The sequence below is a fragment of the Pseudomonas tritici genome (assembly GCF_014268275.3).
In the GTDB taxonomy this organism is placed as follows: Bacteria; Pseudomonadota; Gammaproteobacteria; order Pseudomonadales; family Pseudomonadaceae; genus Aquipseudomonas; species Aquipseudomonas tritici.
Window position 1 is genome coordinate 1839292 of record NZ_CP077084.1, and the last position, 21706, is coordinate 1860997.

At 57.4% G+C, this 21706-nt stretch carries 16 protein-coding genes and 1 tRNA gene; 6 read left to right on the forward strand and 11 right to left on the reverse strand.

Translation table 11 applies throughout. The features are described 5' to 3' along the window. Nucleotides 1-78: 78 nt before the first annotated feature. From HU722_RS08180 to HU722_RS08200, 5 genes are all read right to left on the reverse strand, one after another. Nucleotides 79-152 (reverse strand) — tRNA-Gly (locus HU722_RS08180). Between the two features lie 185 nt (nucleotides 153-337). Further along, nucleotides 338-1222, reverse strand: coding sequence for an alpha/beta fold hydrolase (locus HU722_RS08185; RefSeq protein WP_065874739.1), 885 nt, complete (start codon nucleotides 1220-1222; stop codon nucleotides 338-340). Nucleotides 1223-1527: 305 nt separating this feature from the next. Further along, entirely contained in the window at nucleotides 1528-2220 is a 693-nt protein-coding gene (locus tag HU722_RS08190) for a pseudouridine synthase (protein ID WP_186754366.1), read from the reverse strand. Then, entirely contained in the window at nucleotides 2220-2432 is a 213-nt protein-coding gene (locus HU722_RS08195) for a cysteine-rich CWC family protein (RefSeq protein WP_065874741.1), read from the reverse strand. Before HU722_RS08195 ends, HU722_RS08190 begins: the two co-directional genes overlap by 1 nt. An 84-nt stretch (nucleotides 2433-2516) precedes the next feature. Next, entirely contained in the window at nucleotides 2517-4139 is a 1623-nt protein-coding gene (locus HU722_RS08200; RefSeq protein WP_065874742.1) for a methyl-accepting chemotaxis protein, read from the reverse strand. A gap of 262 nt (nucleotides 4140-4401) precedes the next feature. Here HU722_RS08200 and HU722_RS08205 point away from each other — a divergent pair, with 262 nt between their 5' ends. Continuing rightward, on the forward strand, nucleotides 4402-4764 hold the full coding sequence (locus HU722_RS08205; RefSeq protein ID WP_065882083.1) for a hypothetical protein: 363 nt from the start codon (nucleotides 4402-4404) through the stop codon (nucleotides 4762-4764). 55 nt (nucleotides 4765-4819) lie between these two features. Here the strand turns inward: HU722_RS08205 and dspII are convergent, their stop codons facing one another. After that, on the reverse strand, nucleotides 4820-5932 hold the full coding sequence (gene dspII, locus HU722_RS08210) for an enoyl-CoA hydratase/isomerase DspII (RefSeq protein WP_065882085.1): 1113 nt from the start codon (nucleotides 5930-5932) through the stop codon (nucleotides 4820-4822). A 135-nt stretch (nucleotides 5933-6067) separates the two neighbouring features. On the opposite strand from dspII, the gene ung reads away from it, so the two are divergent. The 5 genes from ung to HU722_RS29070 all read left to right on the forward strand — a co-directional run bounded on the left by ung (nucleotide 6068) and on the right by HU722_RS29070 (nucleotide 14129). Then, a complete protein-coding gene (ung, locus tag HU722_RS08215) occupies nucleotides 6068-6760 on the forward strand; it encodes a uracil-DNA glycosylase (protein ID WP_065874744.1) in 693 nt (230 codons plus the stop codon). A 236-nt stretch (nucleotides 6761-6996) separates the two neighbouring features. Next, nucleotides 6997-8889 (forward strand): hypothetical protein, encoded by a 1893-nt coding sequence (locus tag HU722_RS08220; RefSeq protein ID WP_139114537.1) that lies wholly within the window; start codon nucleotides 6997-6999, stop codon nucleotides 8887-8889. Nucleotides 8890-9214: 325 nt separating this feature from the next. Next, entirely contained in the window at nucleotides 9215-11230 is a 2016-nt protein-coding gene (locus tag HU722_RS08225; RefSeq protein ID WP_186754367.1) for a hypothetical protein, read from the forward strand. 304 nt (nucleotides 11231-11534) lie between these two features. After that, nucleotides 11535-13724 (forward strand): autotransporter outer membrane beta-barrel domain-containing protein, encoded by a 2190-nt coding sequence (locus tag HU722_RS08230; protein ID WP_437182533.1) that lies wholly within the window; start codon nucleotides 11535-11537, stop codon nucleotides 13722-13724. 180 nt (nucleotides 13725-13904) lie between these two features. Then, complete coding sequence (locus HU722_RS29070) at nucleotides 13905-14129, forward strand: chitin-binding domain-containing protein (RefSeq protein WP_367617457.1); 225 nt, start codon at nucleotides 13905-13907, stop codon at nucleotides 14127-14129. A 116-nt stretch (nucleotides 14130-14245) separates the two neighbouring features. Here HU722_RS29070 and HU722_RS08235 read toward each other — a convergent pair whose 3' ends face one another. From HU722_RS08235 to HU722_RS08255, 5 genes are all read right to left on the reverse strand, one after another. Next, nucleotides 14246-17398, reverse strand: a complete 3153-nt coding sequence (locus tag HU722_RS08235; RefSeq protein WP_186754369.1) for a carbohydrate binding domain-containing protein — start codon at nucleotides 17396-17398, stop codon at nucleotides 14246-14248. A 140-nt stretch (nucleotides 17399-17538) separates the two neighbouring features. After that, a complete protein-coding gene (locus tag HU722_RS08240; RefSeq protein ID WP_186754370.1) occupies nucleotides 17539-18567 on the reverse strand; it encodes an AbrB family transcriptional regulator in 1029 nt (342 codons plus the stop codon). After that, on the reverse strand, nucleotides 18560-20074 hold the full coding sequence (locus HU722_RS08245; protein ID WP_065874749.1) for a tripartite tricarboxylate transporter permease: 1515 nt from the start codon (nucleotides 20072-20074) through the stop codon (nucleotides 18560-18562). The genes HU722_RS08240 and HU722_RS08245 overlap by 8 nt, the downstream gene beginning before the upstream one ends. A 1-nt stretch (nucleotide 20075) precedes the next feature. After that, the gene (locus HU722_RS08250; protein WP_065874750.1) at nucleotides 20076-20534 is read right to left on the reverse strand and encodes a tripartite tricarboxylate transporter TctB family protein; all 459 of its coding nucleotides are present in this window, start codon (nucleotides 20532-20534) and stop codon (nucleotides 20076-20078) included. Nucleotides 20535-20684: 150 nt separating this feature from the next. Next, nucleotides 20685-21668 (reverse strand): Bug family tripartite tricarboxylate transporter substrate binding protein, encoded by a 984-nt coding sequence (locus HU722_RS08255; protein WP_065874751.1) that lies wholly within the window; start codon nucleotides 21666-21668, stop codon nucleotides 20685-20687. Nucleotides 21669-21706: the final 38 nt, after the last annotated feature.

Below are 21706 nucleotides of genomic sequence, written 5' to 3' on the forward strand. Positions count from 1 at the left end.
TAAAAAAACCGGCCTCATAGGACCGGTTTTTTATACATTCCCGTCAATAACAGACCTGACGCGGAACGAGAATTTGAGTGGAGCGGGTAGAGGGAATCGAACCCTCGTCGGAAGCTTGGGAAGCTACTGTTCTACCATTAAACTATACCCGCTCAGAGCGGCTGACTTTGTACCAGATGTTCGCCTGGATTTGAAGTTTTTCTTCAAAAATGTGTGGGTTACCTGCGATACCGGCACCTCGGTGTGTCAATCACACTTAGTTGATGCTATCGCAGGCAAGCCAGCTCCCACACAAGCCCAGCTCCCACACCCGCTCGCGCCTCCAGTGGATCTCATTTCAGATCGCAAAGGCATGCTGCGTCTGGCCTTGGTGATACCGCAACCGGCTGACCTGCCGCTCAGGTTTCAGAAAGCCCACCACCGCATCCCGACTGTCGCGGCACGCCGCCTTGTGCTCCATATCCAGAAAATGCCCGGTCGCCTGAATGGTGCTGAAGCTGCTGTGAGCCACGTACTGACCAAACAGCTTGGCATCCTGGGCGCTGGTGTATTCGTCCCATTCGCCGTTCACAAACAACACGGGAACAGCGATTTGCCTGGCCGCTTTGACGTAACACTGCCGGTCACTGTTCAGCACATGGCTGATGTGAAAGTGCATCTGCCCGTATTCATGCTCGGCCAGGTTGCTGACGTGTTTGTAGTTGAAGCGTTTGAACAGCGACGGCAGGTGTTTGCCGATGGTGCTGTTGACCAGATGGCCGACGCGGTCGCGGTCGAGGTTGCCGAGGTAGTCGACGCCGCGTTCAAGGTAGTCGCGCATGGGGGCGTTGATCACCGGCGAGAACGAACTGATCACGGCCTTTTCAACCCGACGAGGGCGATGGGCGAGGGCGACCAGCGCGGCGGCGCCGCCCCAGGAAAATGACAATACGTGTTCGGCGGCGAAGTGGTCGATAAGCTCCAGCAGGATCTGGCCTTCGACTTCCTTTGTCAGCATCTGCTCATGGCGGTTATGGATTTTGGAGCGGCCAGCGTAGGGCTGGTCGTACAAAACCACATTGAATTGCGGGTACAGGCTTTTCACGGTTTGAGCGAAGGATGCCGTGGTGGCCATGGAGCCGTTGACCAGGATGATGGTCTTTTCAGCAGCGTCCGCGCGATAGAACTCCGTGTAAACCCGATACTGACCCTGTATATCCAACACAGCGATTTCTGGCCTCATGTCGTAAGACTCCTGGCAAGCGGGTAGGGCGCGCAGGTAACTCTGCACGAGCTATGTGACAGGTAGGCATACGCCTTGAAGTGGGAGGCCCATGTCGATCCGATGACGGCTGGCCGACGGGTGTTGTTATGGCGGGCTGTTTGCCGGGAAGGCCCGTAGATCAAGCGCGGGCGGGGCAATGTGTTTCTTGGAGGTTATAGGCGACTCGCCAGTCATATTTAAACTGGTGATCCTGATTCAAGCAGCAGAGATGCCAGCCCGCAAGGCGATGAGCCGATTTTTCGCCATCACCGGCCGAACGGTCGTCAGACTTGTCGGATTTCGTCGTCAGTCAGCGCCCGATACTGGCCCGGCGCAAGGGCCGCATCCAGCACCAAAGGGCCCATCCGCTCGCGATGCAGGTTGATCACTTTGTTATCAAAGTGCCCGAACATGCGCTTCACTTGGTGGTAGCGCCCTTCGATTATGCTGAGACGAGCGGTTCTCGGCCCTAGCAGTTCCAGCCCTGCGGGTTGCGTGGTCAGGTCTTCGAAAGCGAAATACAGGCCTTTGGCGAAGGTAATCGCGTACTCAGGGCTGATGTCTTGCTGGGTCTCCACCCGGTAGACCTTGGGCAACTTGGTCTGCGGTTGCGTCAGTCGGCGCGACCATTGGCCGTCGTTGGTGATCAGCATCAGCCCCGTAGTGTTGAAGTCCAGGCGGCCGGCGATGTGCAAGTCGGCTTTGTCGGGCTCATTCAATAAATCCAGGACGGTCGGGTGTTGCGGGTCTGCCGTGGCGCTCACACAACCCTGGGGCTTATGCAGCATGAAGTAGCGCGCGGGTTTACCCGCCTGGAGCACTTCATCGTCGACGCAGATGCGGCTGAATTCGCGCACCTCATGATGAGGATCGCTGACAGCCACGCCATCGACCGACACGCGCCGTTCAACCAAGAGCAAACGCACTTGCTGGCGATTGAAGCGCGGCAGGTTGCTGAGGAAACGATCAACCCGCATTACGTCGGCTCGGCCCCGCGCAATTGCTGATCTACCCTGGCACAGCGCGGGCACAGGCAGGCCTTGTTGCGCAATTCATCGGGCAGGGCCTGGAGCACGGCCGGGTCGATGGTGACGCTGTAGCACCAGCAGGCCTGGTCGACCGTACGTGGGTCAGCCAGGGTACAGTCGTTGCGGGCGCCGCAGGCAGGGCAGAGGGTTGGCGTGGTCATCGGCAGGTTCAGGCTGGATCGGGCAAGGTTCCGGACAATCCCGGGGGGCCTTGCACGATACAGGGCCGACCCCGCGCAGGCTACTTAGAGCTGGAACTTGCTGACCAGTGCATTGAAGGACGTGGCCAGGCGCGACAGGTCCTGGCTGGCGGCATTGGTCTGGTTGGCACCGGCGGCCGTCTGGGTGGACAGGTCCTGGATGTTCAGCAGGTTGCGGTCCACTTCGCGAGCCACTTGGGCCTGCTCCTCCGACGCGGAGGCGATCACCAGGTTGCGTTCATTGATCATCGACACACTGGCGGTGATGCGTTGCAGCGCTTCACCGGCGTTCTGTGCCAGGGTCTGGGTATTGTTGGCCCAGGTCAGGCTCTTGTTCATTGCCGCGACCGCACCATCAGCGCCGATTTGCACTTCGCCAATCATTTTTTCGATGTCGACGGTGGAGATCTGAGTGCGATGCGCCAGTGCACGCACCTCATCGGCGACCACTGCAAAACCGCGACCTTGCTCGCCCGCGCGGGCCGCTTCGATGGCGGCATTGAGGGCCAGCAGGTTGGTCTGGTCGGCGATGCCACGGATCACATCGATCACCTTGCCGATTTCCCGCACTTGCCCGGCGAGATCTGCGACCGATTGCGTGGAATCGTTGATTTCACTCACCATCGAACTCATGCCGGACACGGCCTGTTCGACTTGCTGGCGACCGTCCTCGGCCTCGGTGGTGGCCTGGCGCGAAGCCTCCGAGGTCGATACGGCGTTGCTCGCCACTTCGTCCACCGCAGCGGTCATCTGGTTCACCGCCGTAGCGGCCTGTTGGATTTCATCATTCTGACGGGTCAGACCACGGCTGCTTTCATCGGTGACCGCACTCAATTCTTCGGCGGCTGAAGCGAGCTGGTCGGAAGCGTTGGCGATTTCCACCAGGGTGCTCTTCAAACCGCCCTGCATATCCGCCAGTGCCATCAGCAATTGCCCGGCTTCGTCGGTGCGTTCGGTGAGGATGGCCTGGGTCAGGTCGCCCTTGGCAATGCGTTGTGCGCTTTCCACAGCCTGGGCGATAGGGCGGGTGATCAGGCGGGTGATCAACACGCCAATGGTGAGGGCAATGATGAAGGCCAGGACAATGCCACTGATCATCCACGCCAACGCACTGCCGCGCAGCTCATCGGCGGCGACGGCGCCTTCCTTGATCTGGCGGCTATTGGATTCGATCATCACGCGGATCAACTCGCGCGCCTGACGGAAGAGTTCGTTGTTGGCGGTGTTGAGCTGGGTGCGGGCCTGTTCGACCTGGCCGCTGTCGAGCAGCGCCATGATGCGTTCGGAGCTGCTGGTATAAGCGGGCCAAATCTGGTCGAGTTTGTCTCCCGCCGCCCGTTCGTCATCTTCCAGCGGTGTTGCGCGGTAGGTAGCGTAAGCCGCCTGGCTGCGCTTAAGTTCGTTGGCGATGTCCTGGCGCACGCGATCGCGGTCCTGGGCGGAGACGTCGCCTTTGCTTGCATCCATCAATCGGTACAGGCCCCGGTTATGCGCGACCAAGCCATTGAGGGTGGCCGCCGTGTTGCTGACGGACACCAGATTGTTGGAGAACGTCTGCTCCAATGCCGTGGCGAGGCGCACCACCCCTTTGATCCCCAGCAGGCCGACCCCGAGGGTGACCAGCGCACATAGAAGGAATGAAAGCAGCAGTTTGGTAGATATTTTCATGAGTCGAGTCCGGCCATAGTCGCGAAGGGCGCACGGTAGAGCCTGTCTGGTCTCGTGCGATGCCATAGTGACATCATCGCAATTGGCAAAGTTTCGGGCTAGCTAAATTTACTGAAACGTTAAAGTGCGCGCAGATGTATCAAGCTATTGCGGAAACGCACCAGATTCGGTTTTTGATGTCAGATATTTCGTCATTCAGTGAAAGCTGAATGCCGCCCTTCAGCGTCGCTGGAGGTGCTCTTCCGCGGTCCAGGAGGCCGCCATGTATCGACGACTGCTGCTCAGTGCTTTACTCGGTCTGACCCTTTCTGCCTGTGTGCCCTATTACGATGGAGGCCAGAGCTACTACCGATCCGAGGTCTACACCTCACCGGCGCCGGTGTACTACTACGGCGGTGGCGCGGCGTACCCTTACCGCCGTGACTACTACCCTTCGCCGCGTTATTACGCGCCACAACCGCGTTATTACTCGGCACCGCGTTATTACCAGCCAGCGCCGCGCTACTACGGGCCGCGTGCTGGCTACCGGCCTTATCCGAACCAGGGGTGGGGCGGCGATCGGTGGGGCAATGGCGGGCATGGACGCGGCTCCGACCATGGAGGTGGCCGCGGCGGTCACCGTTGACAGGCCAGTATTGCAAGCGGCGCATGAAGCGCCGCTTTTTTTTGGGCGCCAATAATCAGTAATCAGACAAGTCCGCCAACGGATGGCGGCCGTCCCACGCCTTGTTGAAATGCGCCTGCACCACCTTTTCTGGGACGGTATTGATATCGGGCCAATGCCAATGGGGCGTCTGGTCCTTGTCGATCAACCGTGCGCGTACCCCTTCGCTGAATTCGGGGTGACGGCAGCAATTGAGGCTCATGGTGTATTCCATCTGGAACACCTGGGCCAGCGACAGATGCCGGGCGCGCTCGATCTGTTCCCACACCAGGTGCGCGGTCAGTGGGCAGCCCTCGCTTAGCGTCTTGCCGGCACGGCTGAACAGTGGATCGGCGTGCTCACGCAGTTGGCTCAAGGCACGCCAGGCACACCGCACATCGCCTACGTCCAACCATTCGTCGATCTGCGCCCGCCGTGGCAGCCATTGCGCTTCGGGTTGTTGATCGACGGCTTCCTGGGCGAGCGACTTGAGCAGGCTATTGAGCTGCATCGAGGTCTGTTCCTGCCAGTTCAGTTGCAGCAGGCCATCGAGCAGTTCGTCTTGTTGATCATCGCGCAGGAAACGGTCGGCCAGGCCAAGGTCCAGGGCGTCGCGACCGTTGATATGTGCGCCGGTAAGGCCCAGGAACACACCGAGCTTGCCCGGCAGGCGCGACAGGAACCCGCTGGCGCCTACGTCCGGATACAAGCCGATACTGATCTCCGGCATCGCCAACCGGCTGCTCGGGGTGACGATACGCACCGACGCGCTTTGCAGCAGGCCCATGCCGCCACCCAGCACATAGCCGTGGCCCCAGCAAATAAGCGGTTTGGGGTAGGTGTGCAGGCGGTAGTCGAGGCGGTATTCCGCGGCGAAAAACTGCGCAGCCAGTGGCGGCACCTCGCCGGGATGTTCACGGCAGGCCTGGGCCAGGCTGCGTACTTCGCCTCCAGCGCAAAAGGCTTTGGGCCCATTGCCGCGCAACAGTACGCAGACGATATTCGGATCCTTGGCCCAGGCATCCAGGCGTTCGCCCAAGGCCAAAATCATCGACAGGGAGAGGGCATTAAGGGACTTTTCAGCATCGAGGCTGGCGATGCCAATGCGGGCACCGTCGCTGCCGGTCAGCTCTTCGAAGTGCAGGTTCATCGTGACCTCAATCGAGAAGGTGAAGGATCAGTATGATCGCTTCGCAGGAAAGTGCCGGTGGTGTGTCAGATCAATTGACAAGCGGAGTCGGCTTTCCTAGGGTTCGCCTCATTCTTTTATACAAGACCATTCAACATGACCGAAGACGACCGTATCAAACTCGAACCCAGCTGGAAACACGCCCTGCGCGAGGAATTTGAGCAGCCGTATATGGCTCAGTTGCGTGAGTTCCTGCGTCAGGAACATGCCGCCGGCAAGGAGATCTACCCGCCCGGCCCGCTGATTTTCAACGCACTCAATTCCACGCCGCTGGACAAGGTAAAAGTGGTGATCCTCGGCCAGGACCCGTACCACGGCCCCGGCCAGGCTCATGGTTTGTGTTTCTCGGTGCAACCGGGCGTGCCGGCGCCGCCGTCGCTGGTGAATATCTATAAAGAGCTCAAGCGCGATCTGAACATCGACATCCCCAACCATGGCTACTTGCAAAGCTGGGCTGACCAGGGCGTGCTGATGCTCAACACCACCATGACCGTGGAGCGCGCCAACGCCAATGCGCATGCGGGCAAGGGCTGGCAGTTCTTTACTGACCGCATTATCGAAGTGGTCAGTGAGCATCAGCCGCACTTGGTGTTCCTGCTATGGGGGGCACATGCCCAGGGCAAGCAGAAGCTGATTGATGCCACCAAGCACCTGGTGCTGACCTCGGTGCACCCGTCGCCATTGTCGGCGTATCGCGGGTTTCTGGGTTGCGGGCATTTCAGCCGCACCAACAAGTTTCTTGAGCAGAATGGCGAGACGCCGATCAATTGGGTGTTGCCACCGCTCTGAGTCTCTTGGGGCGGCGGACTGCCGTTCATCGGTCACGGCTCGGACCTGTTATTTCTGACAGTATCCGGGCACTTTTTTTGCGCATTCAATAAGTATCCGGACCTGAGCGCGCTGATCGCCCGGGTCGATCCTCGATTGATTGCTCAAGGAGTGTGACCATGTCTGATTCGAACGAGCCCTCAGGCCGGCGGCGCCCTCATTGGCCACGACCGGCCCCGAAGTGCAGATGCCCCTCGGTGCGCGATGACCCTGTGATACTTGAGCTGGACGCGCCTAACCCTACCCAGGCACTGGATTTAGAGTGGGACGAAGCGGCTCGGACCTTGCCGCTTGTACTCCATGATCAGGATCTGGAAGTCACGATTGCACGGGTCTGGCCGTTCAACCTCCATGAGGAGGACATGGTGACAACGGTGGAGTACCGTTGGGATGACGTACCTGTGCTTTCCTATCCTATTCAAGGTCCGTACAACCCTGACGACTACTTTCCGTTAGTGCAGTATTTATCCAAGTCGATCTTGTCGCCCGAGGGCATCCACCGGCTGACTTACAATGTCAGCGCGAGGTTGATTGGGCCGACCGACTCATTTCCAACTTTCGTTAATGTCGACAAAACCGCTCCGAATGGCGGCAACCCTGGCCCGGATGTGCAGGTGGATGACGAGGCTCGCCACAAGGTGACAGATGAGTATCTAGTGACGCACGCTGGCATACCTTTTTGGCTCGCGCGTTGGTTTGATATGCGTATTGGCGATTTGATCCACGTCTATTACGGAACACTTCCCGATGTAAGCCAGGCTGCCACCTTTTGCATTACGAGAGCGCACGTGCAAGGCGCCCCCATCGCGTTCACCGTTCCCGAGGCGCACGTGCGTGCCAGCGGTCGCGGTGACAGGTTCGTGTCCTGCCGGCTTGAGGATCGAGGCGGCAATGTGGGGCAGTTTTCTGATGCACTCAAGCTCGAGGTCTTCCCGGTTGTATTGCCGGACCTGCCTCGTCCTTTCATTGAGTTGGCTGAGCTGACAGGTGTAGTCCTCTTTGAAGATACCTGGCCGCCGAAGGCGCTGGCGGTCACCATCCCTCGGGTAGATGACGCAGAAGCAGGGGACAAGATTTATACCTATTGGAACACTCATGCTCTTGAAGTCAAGACAGTTGGCGAAGTGCAGACATGGCCCATCCCCGTGCGTGTGCCGTGGGCCATTTTTGCTGCCGGTGGCTTCTTGGCGCGCTACCCAGTGCGTGTGCGTTATGTGTATGAGCGAGGTTCAGCCTCCAAGCCATCACCCGACAGCTTTTACGAAGTTGATGGAAGGGTAGCCGGTCCGGACCCCAGCGGGCCTGATCCAATCAATCGCAAGCTAGCCGTCCCCACTGTAAAGGGCAAGACCGGCGACAATGTGCTGACTTCCGTTGATAGCCCCGGGCCGGTGCCTGTTGAAGTGCGATTGTTTGAAAACCCGAAAGAAGGTGAAAGCCTTGAACTGTGTTGGAACAGCGACGACGTTATCGTCGCGGCCTATGACGTTCAGCCGGGTGACGTGGCCGGGAAGTTGATCACCCTTTGGGTGCTCTGGGCAGTGGCGTCGTCCGTCAACTTCGCTGAAGTCTATTACTGGACTGACAACGGCATAAACCGGCAGCGCAGCCCTTCGACACCTGTACGGGTGAACCTCGATACCCTGACCGGCCTGAAAAGTCCGGTATTATTGAATGACAGCGACGAGTTCTTTATTGCGTGCGGGACCAAGCCGGCACCTTATGAGGGGGTATTCATTGGCGTAGGCTGGGATTTTAATCATTTCGCCATCGATGATTACCTACATTTATATTGGACAAGTTACCCGTCGAAAAATGGCAGTGGTGAGCCTTTCAGTGGCACCGATGTGTTTTTTGAGCACCGCCTGACATTGGATGATCGTGACAGAGGCCAAGTCGAGATCCGCATCCAGCCATTCAGCCTGATCACATTGCCGGGCTTGGTGACGGATTTCGGCTCGGCGGTTGTGCGGTATCGTTTGTTCAAGGCAACAGGGGAGACCGGGTTGTCCTCCAGGAAACTTATATACGTCAATTTGAAAATACCGGGTGGTGGAACGTGCCTGGGACCGCATAGTGACGGCAATTAAAACGTTGACTCAATAAAAGAGGGCGAAAGCCCTCTTGTTTTTTTTTGTGTGGAAACGGTGACACGATTTTTGCAGCGAAACGATTCTAAAATTTAAGGCGGTGTTTAGATTAACTGGCGTTAAAAGGATCTATTTTTCCACGGGTTTGCTATTAAGGAAGGTGTTTGTGCGCAGTGTTAGTTAGAAGCATACTTTGTGCGTTTGTGCAGCTGTCAAAGTTAACAGGCTGTGCATTCAGGGTGAACGAGGTCTAATTAAGCTGTCATTCGTCTCGCGTCTCGGGCGATGAACGCGAACAGTCCCTCATTCATTGGAGTATAAAAACATGGCTAAGTCGAACAACACGCAAAAAGCCTCAGCCGAGAAAACAAAGAAGTCAAAAGCCGAGGGCGGTACCAAAGCGTACGTCGACCCCTTGGTGAGTCCTGTTCCCCATGGTCTTGCGCCCCCCGGACCTCGGGCTTTGGATGATCCGGAAGTTATCAATGCCCTTCCTCCAGTGGACGGTTTGCCGCCTAATCTGATGAAAACTATCGTTGCGCAAACGGAAGGCGTCAACCTTGAAGTTGGTATGTGGGAAGATGCCTTTCCGCTTCCTCAAAGCATTCCTGATGTGTTTCGGATGTATGTGAATGATGTCCCTTATGGCAAGCCTATTGAGCGAGCCAAGCCATTGGCGGATCTGGAGTGGCCATTGAAATTAACCATCAATGCCGTCGATGTTTCGAGTCATGGAGAGTATCGTGTACGTTCTGAGGTTGCTTTGGGGTCGGGTGGTAATGAGCAATCCGGTACTACCCTGGTGAACGTCGATACTATTGGCCCTGCCGGTGGGATTTTATTGGATGCTGTGACCCTGAAGGGCGGTGCGGTGGGTGGGAAAGTCACGCTGGAGTCGTTGGCCGCGAATGGGGACAAACTTGATGTTTCTGTTCCAGGGCGTTTGATTGCACGTCTTAAGGATGAACTGTGGTTGTATGCGGATTTAACCGATGAGCAACCAATAAAAGTTGTTACCGATCTGCCAGTTAATAATTTGCCTGTCGTTATTTCTCTCAGTAAGGATGAGATTATCGGTAAAGGCTCACGTGTAGAACACATGTCGTTTCGCTACTTTGACTACTCCGAGAACTCAACGATTTATCCGACAAAGTTGAGAGAGGTTGAGTATGTGTTAACGCCCCAGCCGATGAACTTGACTGACCCCGCGGCACCGGCGGCACCGTGGGACCTTCGAGAAGCGCAGTTGAAATTGGTGGAAGTGCATATTTTTGGTTGGGACAATTATAGACCTGGCCAAACCCTGAACATCGACCTGGGTGGTCACGTGTTCTCGGTTGCATTGTCATCCGAGCCGACGCTTGCAAACCCCGAAAAAATTGAAATTCCATGGCTCATTCTCTTCATGGCCTATGGAATCACCGCTGCAGGTACAGCCAACCTTCGTTACCAAGTGGTGGATGGCGGCACTCCTTCAGCATGGTCCAACGCTATTTCGGTGGCTGCAGACTTCAGTTCAGCCGCTGGAGAACCTGGAGGTCCCGGCCCCATCCGGGATTACCTACCGCTGATTACGGTAACTTCTTCCGAAGGACTCACCAACGAAATTGGACCGGGTGATGACGGCGACGCTACTGCAGAATTTGATGTATATACGGGAGCGGTGGCGGGGCACGAGCTTCAGCTCTACTGGGCCGGAATACCGATTTTCACCCCCACTCCTCATATCGTGACACAGGCGGAGATTGACTCAGGGACGTTTACGTTCCCTATTGCTGCGGCAATCATCGCCGCAGGCCTTAACGGAGTGGACAAGCCCGTCTGGTACAGCCTGACGAACGGTGTGAACCCCAACATGGACACCTCCCTGTCTACGCTGGTTGATGTGTTTGCCAGTGAACTGAAAAACCTGGCACTGGCGGAATTCCCTAAATCCGTAAGTGCGGGCGGCACCTTGCGCTCGATCAGTTGCAAGCAGTTTGTTGAGCTTGGCATCGACACCAGAATCAAGGATGTGGTGAATCTGAAAACAGGCGACACGATCAGGCGTTTCTGGACCCTGTATGGAGAGGGCTTGACGTCCACCAACAAATTGGTCGAAGCAGAAATTCTGCCTCCGATTGTGGTCGCAAATGATCACAGCCTACCGGGCCACGATGGCGAAGAATTCGTCGCGGATTTCGCCACGTATGTCCAGCCAGCGGTTTTGGGGCGAGTTGAGTTCTATTACACCGTACTCAAAGCCGATGGGGTGACGATGGGCCAAGCCCTACCGACGATTCTTTATGTCAGCCGTCGTAACGCCGATAACACCGTTTGCGGTGCTCTGCCTACGCCTTGAAAGCGTCGCCAGGTATGAACCGTCATGGGTAGCCGTGACGGTTTGTACCGTTCTTTTTTCGCGAGCCATTGCCGGCTCAAACATCACGACCTGCCGTGATTAAGGAAAGTCCTACTCCGCCCCTGGACTATCCCTACATGGGCTTCCCTGCCTGATACGTACCCTTGCCGCTTCTGAAAGCCAGAGTCGATGGTCCTTTAAATCGCTTGGCTTGTTCAGTCACCGACTAGAGGTACTAAACATGTCTACTGAAAAAACATTTTGTCTTTCTCGTTTATCACGTGCTATCAAATTACTGGCCGTCATGCCTGTGGCCTTGGCGGCGACACAGGCCCATGCGTTGAACATCTACCCTGGGCAGAACGTGGTCATTGACGCTGACACGTTGGTTGACCGCTACGACGTGAACGAGGCCACCCTGACCTCGAATGGGGCCAGGATGCTGGGCGTTAAAGCCTATGATTCGACCTTTACGATGAACGGTGGCACGGTCAAGAACACCGCCGGTACTGAAGTGGGCGTGGCGCTTTATGGCAGTAAAGCCACCCTGCGCGATGCTTCGATCTACAGCGGCGGTGCCGAAGGCATGATTGTCGGCACCAATTCGGACCGCGGCTCTGCCGTCGAAGTGTTCGATAGCGAGGTGACGGGCGCCACAGATGGCATCGTGCTTAGCGGCTCTAGCACCTTGGCCTTGCACAACACCCAGGTCAGCGGTGCAAACGCTGGTTTGCGAGCGTACGACGGACAGTTGACCACCCAGGGCGGCCGAATTTACGGCGGCACCAACGGCATTGTGGCGTATCGCCTGCCTACGGTGGATAACCCCTCCGTGCTTAACCTCAACCAGACTGAAGTGGTGGGCGGAACAGGGGCTGCCATCCTGGTGGACTACCCCGGTGGCACCGAGATCAACATCAACAATGGCACGACCTTGGTCGGCGGCAACGGCAACATGCTTGAGCTCGCCCACGGCGGCGCGGCCGATGTCAATGTCTACAACAGTTCCTTGAACGGCAATATCCAAGTCGGCAAAGACAGCGCCCTGGATCTGAACATGGATTTCGCCTTCATGAACGGCGATATCATCAACAGCGGCGGCATCGCCAACGTTGGTCTGAACAACGGTTCAGTGCTGACCGGGCGCCTGGACAATGTCGACAAACTGTCGGTCAACAGCGACGCCACCTGGGTAATGGTGGACGGTCAACAGGCACTCAATGAGTTGTCGATGAATGGCGGTAACGTGAAGTTTGGCGACTCGGCCGCCTTTTATAAGTTGGACGTGGCCAACCTGTCCGGCACCGGCGGTACGTTCATCATGAAGGCAGATTTCGGCTCGCTGACCGGCGACTTCCTGAACGTGACGGGCACCTCAGCAGGTAACCATCAGTTGCTGCTCGCCGCCACGGGTGCCGACCCGTTGAACGAGCGCCTGCACATGGTGCACACCGCCGATGGTGTGGCGAATTTCAGCCTGGTGGGCGGTCGTGTCGATCGCGGCACCTATTCTTACGACCTGGCAGCGGATAACCAGAACCACGATTGGTACCTGGACCCGGACAGCAAGGTCATCAGTCCGAGCACCAACTCGGTGTTGGCGTTGTTCAATGCGGCGCCGAGTGTGTTGTTGGGGGAAATGACCAACCTGCGTACGCGCATGGGCGAACTGCGTTTCAATGGCGGCCAGACCGCCGGCTTGTGGACCCGCGCCTATGGCAATAAGTATGAAGTGTCCAACAACAAGACGGGCTTGGATTATAACCAGAGTCAACGCGGTTTCACCCTGGGTGCCGATGCGCCGCTGGAAGCCGGTGACGGGCAGTGGCTGATCGGCGCGATGGCCGGCCACAGCCAATCGGACCTGGACCTGAACCTGGGCAGCAAAGCCACCATCAACAGTTACTACATGGGCGGCTATGCAACGTGGCTGGACAGCGAAAGCGGCTTCTACTTCGACGGTGTGCTCAAGTTCAACCGCTTGCACAATGAGTCCAACGTGGCCATGAGCGACGGCAAGAAGAGTAAAGGCAACTACACGCAAAACGCCATGGGCGCCTCGGCGGAGTTCGGCCGCCATATTACGCTGGATGACGGTTACTTCGTCGAACCCTATGGCCAGTTGGCGGCGGTGATTACTCAAGCCCAAAGCTATACGCTGGACAATGGCCTGCAAGCCAAAGGTGATCGTTCGAGTTCGGTCATTGGTGAGCTGGGTGTGACTGCCGGTAATAATATCCAGCTCGACAACGGCGGCGTGCTGCAGCCTTACTTGAAAGCCGCGGTCGCCCATGAGTTTGATCAGAGCAACAAAGTGTTCGTCAACGATAACTCGTTCAACAACGACCTGTCGGGTTCACGATTGAAACTGGGGGCGGGTGTGGCGATGTCGGTGTCGCAGGCGTTGAGCCTGCATGCAGACGTGGAGCGCAGCGTGGGCAAGAATATCAAGCAACCCATGGGAGTGAATGTGGGGCTTCGCTACGCGTTCTAAGTGTCGTCGGGGCTGATTTCCGTTCGTCAGGCAAACCGCTAACCTGTCAAATCTGACAGTAGGCGGTTTGTGTTTTTGGGGGCTAACTGGATGGGCATTCCTTATCAGGAGATTCCCATGCCTCATTTTATTAGTAAAAAAACTATGCGTACCGTCCCCAAGGTCTTACTGGCAGCAGGCATGGCTGTACTGCTTGCCGCTTGTTCCAGTGGACCTTCCGAGACGGTCTCAAGTGAGTACCCCGGACTTGATCCTGCCTGCACTAGCGCAGGTTATTTCAAAAGCATATCGCCCGGTTGGTATTATCGGTGTGTGTGGAACGGCAGTATCAATCGATGGATAAAATACCCAAACCAATGCCCGGCTGGGCAAGAGTTTGATGAGGCTCTTAAACGTTGTAGATAAGAAGTAATACATTAATAGGCCTCTCTACCTGACGGTAAAGAGGCCTTTTTAATGCCTGGAGAATTGCGGCGTGGGGTGGCAATATCACCACCCTGCGTCGGTGTTCAGGAATGAGTCTATGGCCGCTCCACAACCAAAATATCATCCAGTGAAAATTCTGCCCCTGAGTAGGTACTCTTGAAGTAGATGCGCATAGGCAAGAACTGAGAGGGAACTCCGGCAGGCAATGAAAAGGTCCTCGAATGTGAGGTCCACACACCTGGGTTAACATGGACGAACGTCTGTGACTGAGTGCCGAACTCTATGAAAACCTGGGGTTGATAGGGGCTCAGGTCCACCTTCATCTTGAAGCTCAAGTCGTAGGCTTTACCGCTCTCGATATAGAAAGTTTTAATGACGCCGGGAGCGACAGGGCTGCCGTTATTCAGTTTTACATACCAGAAGTTATTGTTATTTACATTTCTGATTACGCCCGTGCCGTTGATGATATTGACCCATCCGTTCCAGGACAATAATTCAAAGTCTGTCAAATCATGGAGCCGAAGCGCTCTTATGATGTAAGTGCTCAACGGAAAGGACGTGGCGTTCAGTTCATTTGAACTACCATCGAAAGTGACGGCTGCCTTTGCCGTAACCTGGCTGTCATTTGCGAGTGGGGTAAACCAACTGCGTATTGCCTTTTCATTCACTATCCCGTTGTCGGCTTGGGTTTGGTCGATCGGATGGCCGTCCAACAGTGTTAAGGGTATTGCACCAACACTATGGAGCCTGAGCCAGATCCGTTGGCCTTTTCTGCTCAACAGCCACCGCGCCAAGTCCACCCAGCAGTCGGTGTTGAATGTGTTCAAGTCCACGATTGAGCCGGGTTTCAGGCCATTGAGTCTTGGCCGCGGCAGTGGATTGCCGCCGGGTAGTTCATCGAAGTCCAGTACGCGCAGATTCAGCACCCTTGAGTCATCGGTGGCGCCGTTGGTGGTGACGTGATACTGAAGACGCAGGACGCTCCCAACGTAGTCGCCGATCACACTGTTGGAGAACTTGAAATCGACGAAACCTGTGGTTGGGTTGCCGTATTGGGGCGTTATGGACGGCAGCGTCGCACCGGGTTTGCCCAGCAGTTCGAGTTTAATGAGATCGTTCGAAGACACCGGTGCAAACTGCACGCGCACCGTCACCTCGGGAGTGTTGTCAGCAATGACCGGGTTGATGGTCGCGTTTTCGTCGTCCACCGGCGTGCTGTTGTAAACGAAAGGCGTAGGTAGATGGCGCCCTGCGAGGATTTTCATGGGCACGCTGTTCGAAAAGCGCGTTACAACGCCTGGGCGGGACCGGTCGTAGAAAATATTCATGAAGTGATTGAGCAGGATGTACTTGCGCTCGAGCGTGAAAGGCAGCGGCCTGTCTTCCCAAGTGTCTGAGACAAAGAAGGGTTGCGGCGGAGCGCTTCCTCCATTGCCTTCAGCATGCAGGGTGACCGTATCCCCCACTTTGATATCGTTGTTGGGGTCGACCTCAATGGTGGCATCGCCGGGGGATTGGCTCGTATCAAACACGTAATCAGGCGGCGGCGCATCATACACCCTCGGTTCGGGCAGTGCGGCCGCAGAGGCACCGACATAAACTGTTGTTTCCGGGGATGGCCGTGTTCCCTCGCTATTCTCACTGGTATAAGAGGCTGTCAGGCTGCCCCCTGCCAATTTGGCAATATCACCCTCGGGGCCATTGATAATCGAGAACACCACATTGCCTGCGCCTGCATTTTTGGATTCTTCGTGGTAGTAATACTTGCCGTTAGGGTAGCGGCCCAGCAGCTTCAGCGTGATGCGGTCAAAGAAATCCTGTCCGTGAGATTTACGGATGTCAATGTTAACGATGGGGGTATCAGCAGGCAGTGTTTCACCGACAGCCTCCCGAAATATCGGGGCGTAGAGCCCGACGGGAAGGGCGGTGCCGATCACTCTGACCTGGGTAAGCTGTGAGCCTCTATTCGGCGCGCCAAAGCGAATGCGCTCATAGCGAAGTCGAGCCTGCCCTCTGATCAACGGGACCAGGTCGCTTACCGGGCATGGAATTCTAAGCTGGCGCGTCGTGGTGGATGTCAGGGGGGCGGAACTGTAGGTTTTCTTCACCGTTTGCCCATCCACCGTCCTGCCAGTGAGGGTCACCTTGATCACGTCGCCCAACAGGTAGGCGTTACCCGCGATTGGAATGATGATCGTCACGAAGGCACCAACGACCTCGTCGAGGTTGAGGATGTCTTCCGGAGCCTCATCGAAGAAGCAGTGGGGCAACAATGGCTCTGAACCATCGTTCAGGAACACCTGGATGAATTCGGGGAGCGACCAGCCTTCCGAATAGTTTCCGCATTCATCAATCACGTTGTACTCGGCGAGGTGAGAGCCGCTGCCGATCTGGCGCCACTGTTCAATGCACAGCCTGAATACAATGTCCTCAAAACCATCCGCTTCTGGCTCAGATACCTTATGTTCGAATAATGCGTCGCCGATTTTCAGGCGAACAACATCACGCTCCGCCCGGTAGGTGCGTGGTGACAATGAGGTATCGGCGGGGTAGAAGGGGACGCGAATCTCTATGCAGTTTTGGGCGTCGTCTTCTGAAACGCCAAAGTCGAGAAATTCTTGGGGAATGATTGGCTTGAGCATATTCGTATTTACAAAACTGTGGCCGTTCGGGTTTTGTCCGGCGGGTACCACCTTATCGACCTTCAGCGTGAATTTTCTGGTTTCTCCTACGGCCTGGCCGAGGCTTGTGACCCTGATGTACGCGATTGCAAAGCCATCGGTGATCGTATCCGAGGGTACGAACAGCACAATCAACTCTGCGTTATCCACTTCATGCTGGTGGATGGTGGTGGACGCGACGGGCTTGGTCAGGTCGCCAAAGAACAGTTCCACGAGCTGCAGCGCTGCCATTTCCAGAAATGGCAGCAAGGCGATCAGTAGCCCCTCCTCGTGGGTCGTTATCGCGACGAGATTGATACCTGCATCGACGCCTTGCACCGGCTGGGTATTTGCGGGGATATACAGTACCAAGTCTTCGAGGCGAACCTTTTTGAAGGCTTGCGTCGAGTTGAGAGATACGTCGGAGGGGCGTGGCACCAGGTAACGAGGATCAATGAACGTACGCCGTGCAGCCTGTTTCTTTTTTTGTTGTTGCTTGGCGGCGTACGGCGCAAGCAGTGATCGCCCCTGTGCAAGCTTGATCAAGCGTTGGCCGGGTGGCGTGGAAGATTCTTCTGCGTTATCCATGGTGGAACCCTCTGCAGTCAGTGAGGAACTCAATGTCTACGGCCCATTTACTGAGTGGGAGTAGCTGCGAGAGGTGTAACGCGGAACTCGGGGGGCAACCAGCTGTGAGAATTGACAGTGCCGACAAACGGTAACGGTTGTCAGGGTTGACGATTCCAATACCGGAACAATGGCTCCGCCAGAAACAGTACAAATAACAATCGCATCACCTGCATGGCCGTGACCAGTGGCACCGACAATTGCAGGGTTTCGGCGGTGAGGCTCATCTCGGCAATGCCGCCGGGCATCATGCCAAGCGTCAGCGAGCGCAGGTCCAGGTGAGTCAGGGCACTCAAGCCAACGGCTGCCAATGTCGCCAGCGCCATGGTCAAGGCGGTGCCAATCAAGGTGCGCCCCATGAACGAAGGTGCCCGGCGGAAGAACTGGCGATTGAAGTGGCAGCCCAAGCCGCTGCCGATCAGCCATTGGCCAATCTGGCTACCGCCATTAGGCAGGCCGATATGCAGGTCCCAGACAACACTGGCCGTGGCGCTCACCAGCAAGGGACCGAACAACCACGGGTTTGGCTGACGCAAACGCTGCCATCCCCAGGCCGCCAGCGCACCCATCGGAAACAGGGCTAACAACCAAGGCCAACTCACCGGCGCCGGATGAAACTGCGGCGTACCGCCTTCCAGCAGATATTTGAAGATCGCCGGCACACACAGCACGACTACCAGCACCCGCAGACTTTGCCCCGCCGCGACCCGGCTGAGCACCGCGCCGTTACGTGCACCGAGGTTGACCATCTCACCGGAGCCGCCCGGCATGCTGGAGAAAAACGCCGTCGCGCGGTCTTCACCGCTACGGCGCATCAGCCACACGCCGACCACGCTCGACAGGCTGGTGACCAGTGCGCCAAAAAAAATCAGCCCGAAGTGGCTCATCACCTGCTCGATCACCACCGGGGTGAAGTGCAGGCCAATGCCGATGCCCACCACCCATTGGCCGCATTTGCGCCCGCCGGGAATCTCGCCCAACTGCCAAGGCGTGAGGCAACGCACCAGGATGATCGCCAGCAACGAGCCGACCATGTACGGCAAAGGCCAGCCGACCAGGCTGGCCAGGTAACCGCCGGCCAGGCCGACCAGCGGTGTTCCCCACCATTGTCTAAAGGTGACTTCAGACATCGGCCACGGCACGACGCTGCAGGGCACGTTTGCGGTAGATGCGCACCAGCGGGAAGGCCAGCATCAGAGCAGTCAGCACCCACACACCAAAGGTGATCGGGCTCGACCAGAGGATTTGCAGGTCACCGTTGGAGATCGACAGCGCACGGCGCAGGTTCTGCTCCATCAAACCGCCAAGGATAAAGCCCAGCAGTACCGGCGACAGCGGGAAGTCGAGCTTGCGCAGGATGTAACCGAAGATGCCGATACCGACCATCAGGAACAGGTCGAAGGTGGTGGCGTGAACGGCGTAGACACCAATCGCCGTGATGATGGCGATCACCGGCACCAGCGCCCAGTTCGGCACGGCGAGGATACGGGTGAAGATGCGGATCATCGGGATGTTGAGGATCACCAGCATGATGTTGGCGATAAACAGCGAGGCGATCAGGCCCCAGACGATATCCGGTTGCTGTTGAAACAGCAGCGGGCCAGGGGTGATGTTGTACAGCGACAACGCGCCGATCATCACCGCCGTGGTGCCCGAGCCGGGTACGCCAAGCGTCAGCATCGGCACCAGCGCACCGCAGGCGGACGCGCCGATCGCGGTTTCCGGAGCGGCGAGGCCACGCATGTCGCCTTGGCCGAATTTACCGCTGGCACCGGCCAGGCGTTTTTCGGTCATGTAGGCAACCGCCGAGGCCAGGGTTGCACCGGCACCCGGCAAAACGCCCATGATGAAACCCAGCAGGCCGCAACGGATGTTTACTACAAAGACAGAAGACGCTTCCTTCAGGTTGAACATCATCCGTCCGGTGGCTTTCACGGCTTCCTGGCCACGATGGGTTTTTTCCAGCAGCAACAGGATCTCGCTGATGGAGAACAGGCCCAGCACCAACACCACAAACTGGATGCCGTCGGTGAGGTGAATGTTATCGCCGGTAAAACGGTACACACCGCTGTTGGCGTCGATGCCTACCGCCGAGAGGAACAGGCCGATCAGTGCCGCCACAAACGTCTTCAGGGGTTTATCACCCGCCATGCCGCCGAGACAGACAATCGCGAATACCATCAGTACGAAGTATTCCGCCGGGCCGAAGGCAATCGCCCATTTGGCCAGCAGCGGCGCAAACAGCACCATGCCGCAGGTAGCGATAAACGCACCGATAAATGAGCTCCAGGCCGACAACGACAGCGCTACACCCGCCAGGCCTTTGCGGGCCATCGGGTAGCCGTCGAGGGTGGTCATCACGGTGGACGCTTCGCCCGGAATGTTGAGCAGGATCGAGCTGATCCGGCCGCCGTACTCGCAGCCCAGGTACACGGCGGCCAGCAGGATCAACGCCGATTCCGGCGGCAGGCCGAGGGCGAAGGCGATGGGGATCAACAGCGCCACACCATTGATGGGGCCCAGGCCCGGCAACAGGCCGACCACAGTGCCGATCAGGGTGCCGCACAGCGCGGTTATCAGGTTGTAGGGGGACAGTGCAACGCCGAAGCCCTGGCCCAAGTAGCCGAAAGTATCCATATCAGTTCTCCAGAACGGCGAGCAGGCCAAGGGGCAGCGGCACATCCATGACTTTATCGAACAGCAGGTAAAGACCAATCGCCATCAGGCTGACGATCACCACACTGGGCAACCAGCGGCCGCCGTACAGGCGTGCCATCGGGATGCCGATCAGCATGCTGCTGAGGATGAAGCCCAGGGGTTCGAAGGTGCCGGCGAACACGATCAACAGCGCGACGCATACGCCGATCTTGATCAAGGTGTCGCGGTCCAGAGCCGGTTCTTCTTCGGTGTGTTTGGTTGGCTGCGGGCGAATCAGCATATAGACCAGCGCCAGGCTCATCAGCCCGAGCATCAGCAGCGGGAAGGCGCGAGGCCCGACTGGCTCGTAGGAAAATGCTGCTTGATACGGCCAGGCCATCAGCGCGAGGCCAGCGCAGACCAGCAGCAACACGGCGGCGAAAATGCGTTGTAAGAGCATAGGAAACTCCAGAGCCACCTTTTGCAGGAGCGAGCTTGCTCGCGAAGAACGTCAACGATAACGCGTGCTGTCTGGATGCACGGGGTGTCTTTGAGTTCTTCGCGAGCGAGCTCGCTCCTACAGTTACAGTGGCATTGTGTGGCGGGGCGATTACTGGATCAGGCCAAACTCTTTGGCCAGCACTTTGTAGTCAGCCACCTGTTTCTTCACGTAGGTGTCCAGTTCCGGGCCGGTCATGGCAAACGGGAACAGCTCGCGCTGGTCACGCAGCTTGGCGAACTCGTCGGAGGCCAGCAGCTTGTCGAAGGCGTCTTTCCACCAGGCGTAGTCGGCATCGCTGACTTTTGGCCCCAGGTAGAAACCGCGAACCACCGGCCAGACGATGTCGTAGCCTTGCTCTTTGGCGGTCGGAATATTCTTCATTTCCGGCTCATCCAGGCGCTGTTCGGAGAACACCGCCAGCAGGCGCATGTCGCCGCTCAAGATGTGCGGCATGGAGTCGGAGATGTCGGTACTGCCCACTTGGATGTGGCCGCCGAGCAGGGCGGTGGCGATTTCACCGCCGCCTTCCAAGGCCACATACCGCAGTTCGCGCGGGTTGATTCCGGCGGCTTTGGCGATCAGCGCGGTTTGCATCCAGTCCTGGCTGCCCACGGTACCGCCGGAACCGATCACTACGCTGCCTGGATCTTTCTTCAAGGCTTTGACGAGATCGTCGAGGTTCTTGTAGGGCGAATCGGCTTTCACCGCGATGGCGCCGTAGCTGGTGCCGACCGCTGCCAACCAACGCACGGCGCTTTCATCGAAGCGACCGAACTTGCCTTGGGCCAGGTTCAACAGCGAACCGCTGGACCACGCAACCAGGGTGCCGCCGTCCGCAGGGCGTTGGGCGACCACCGCGTTATAGGCCACGGCACCCACGCCGCCAGGCATGTAGGTGACGCGCATCGGCTTGCTCAGCAGCTTCTGGTTGACCAGCGCGCTTTGCGCCAGTTTGCAAGTAAGGTCAAAGCCGCCGCCAGGCGATGCTGGGGCGATACATTCCGGGCGCTTGGGTTCATCAGCGGCTAACAGTTGGCCGGCAAACAGCATGCAGCCAGCGGCGAGCGCGAATTTACGAAGGGAAGGGGTCATGCCTGTCTCCATTATTGTTCTTATTGGGACGAAAACGC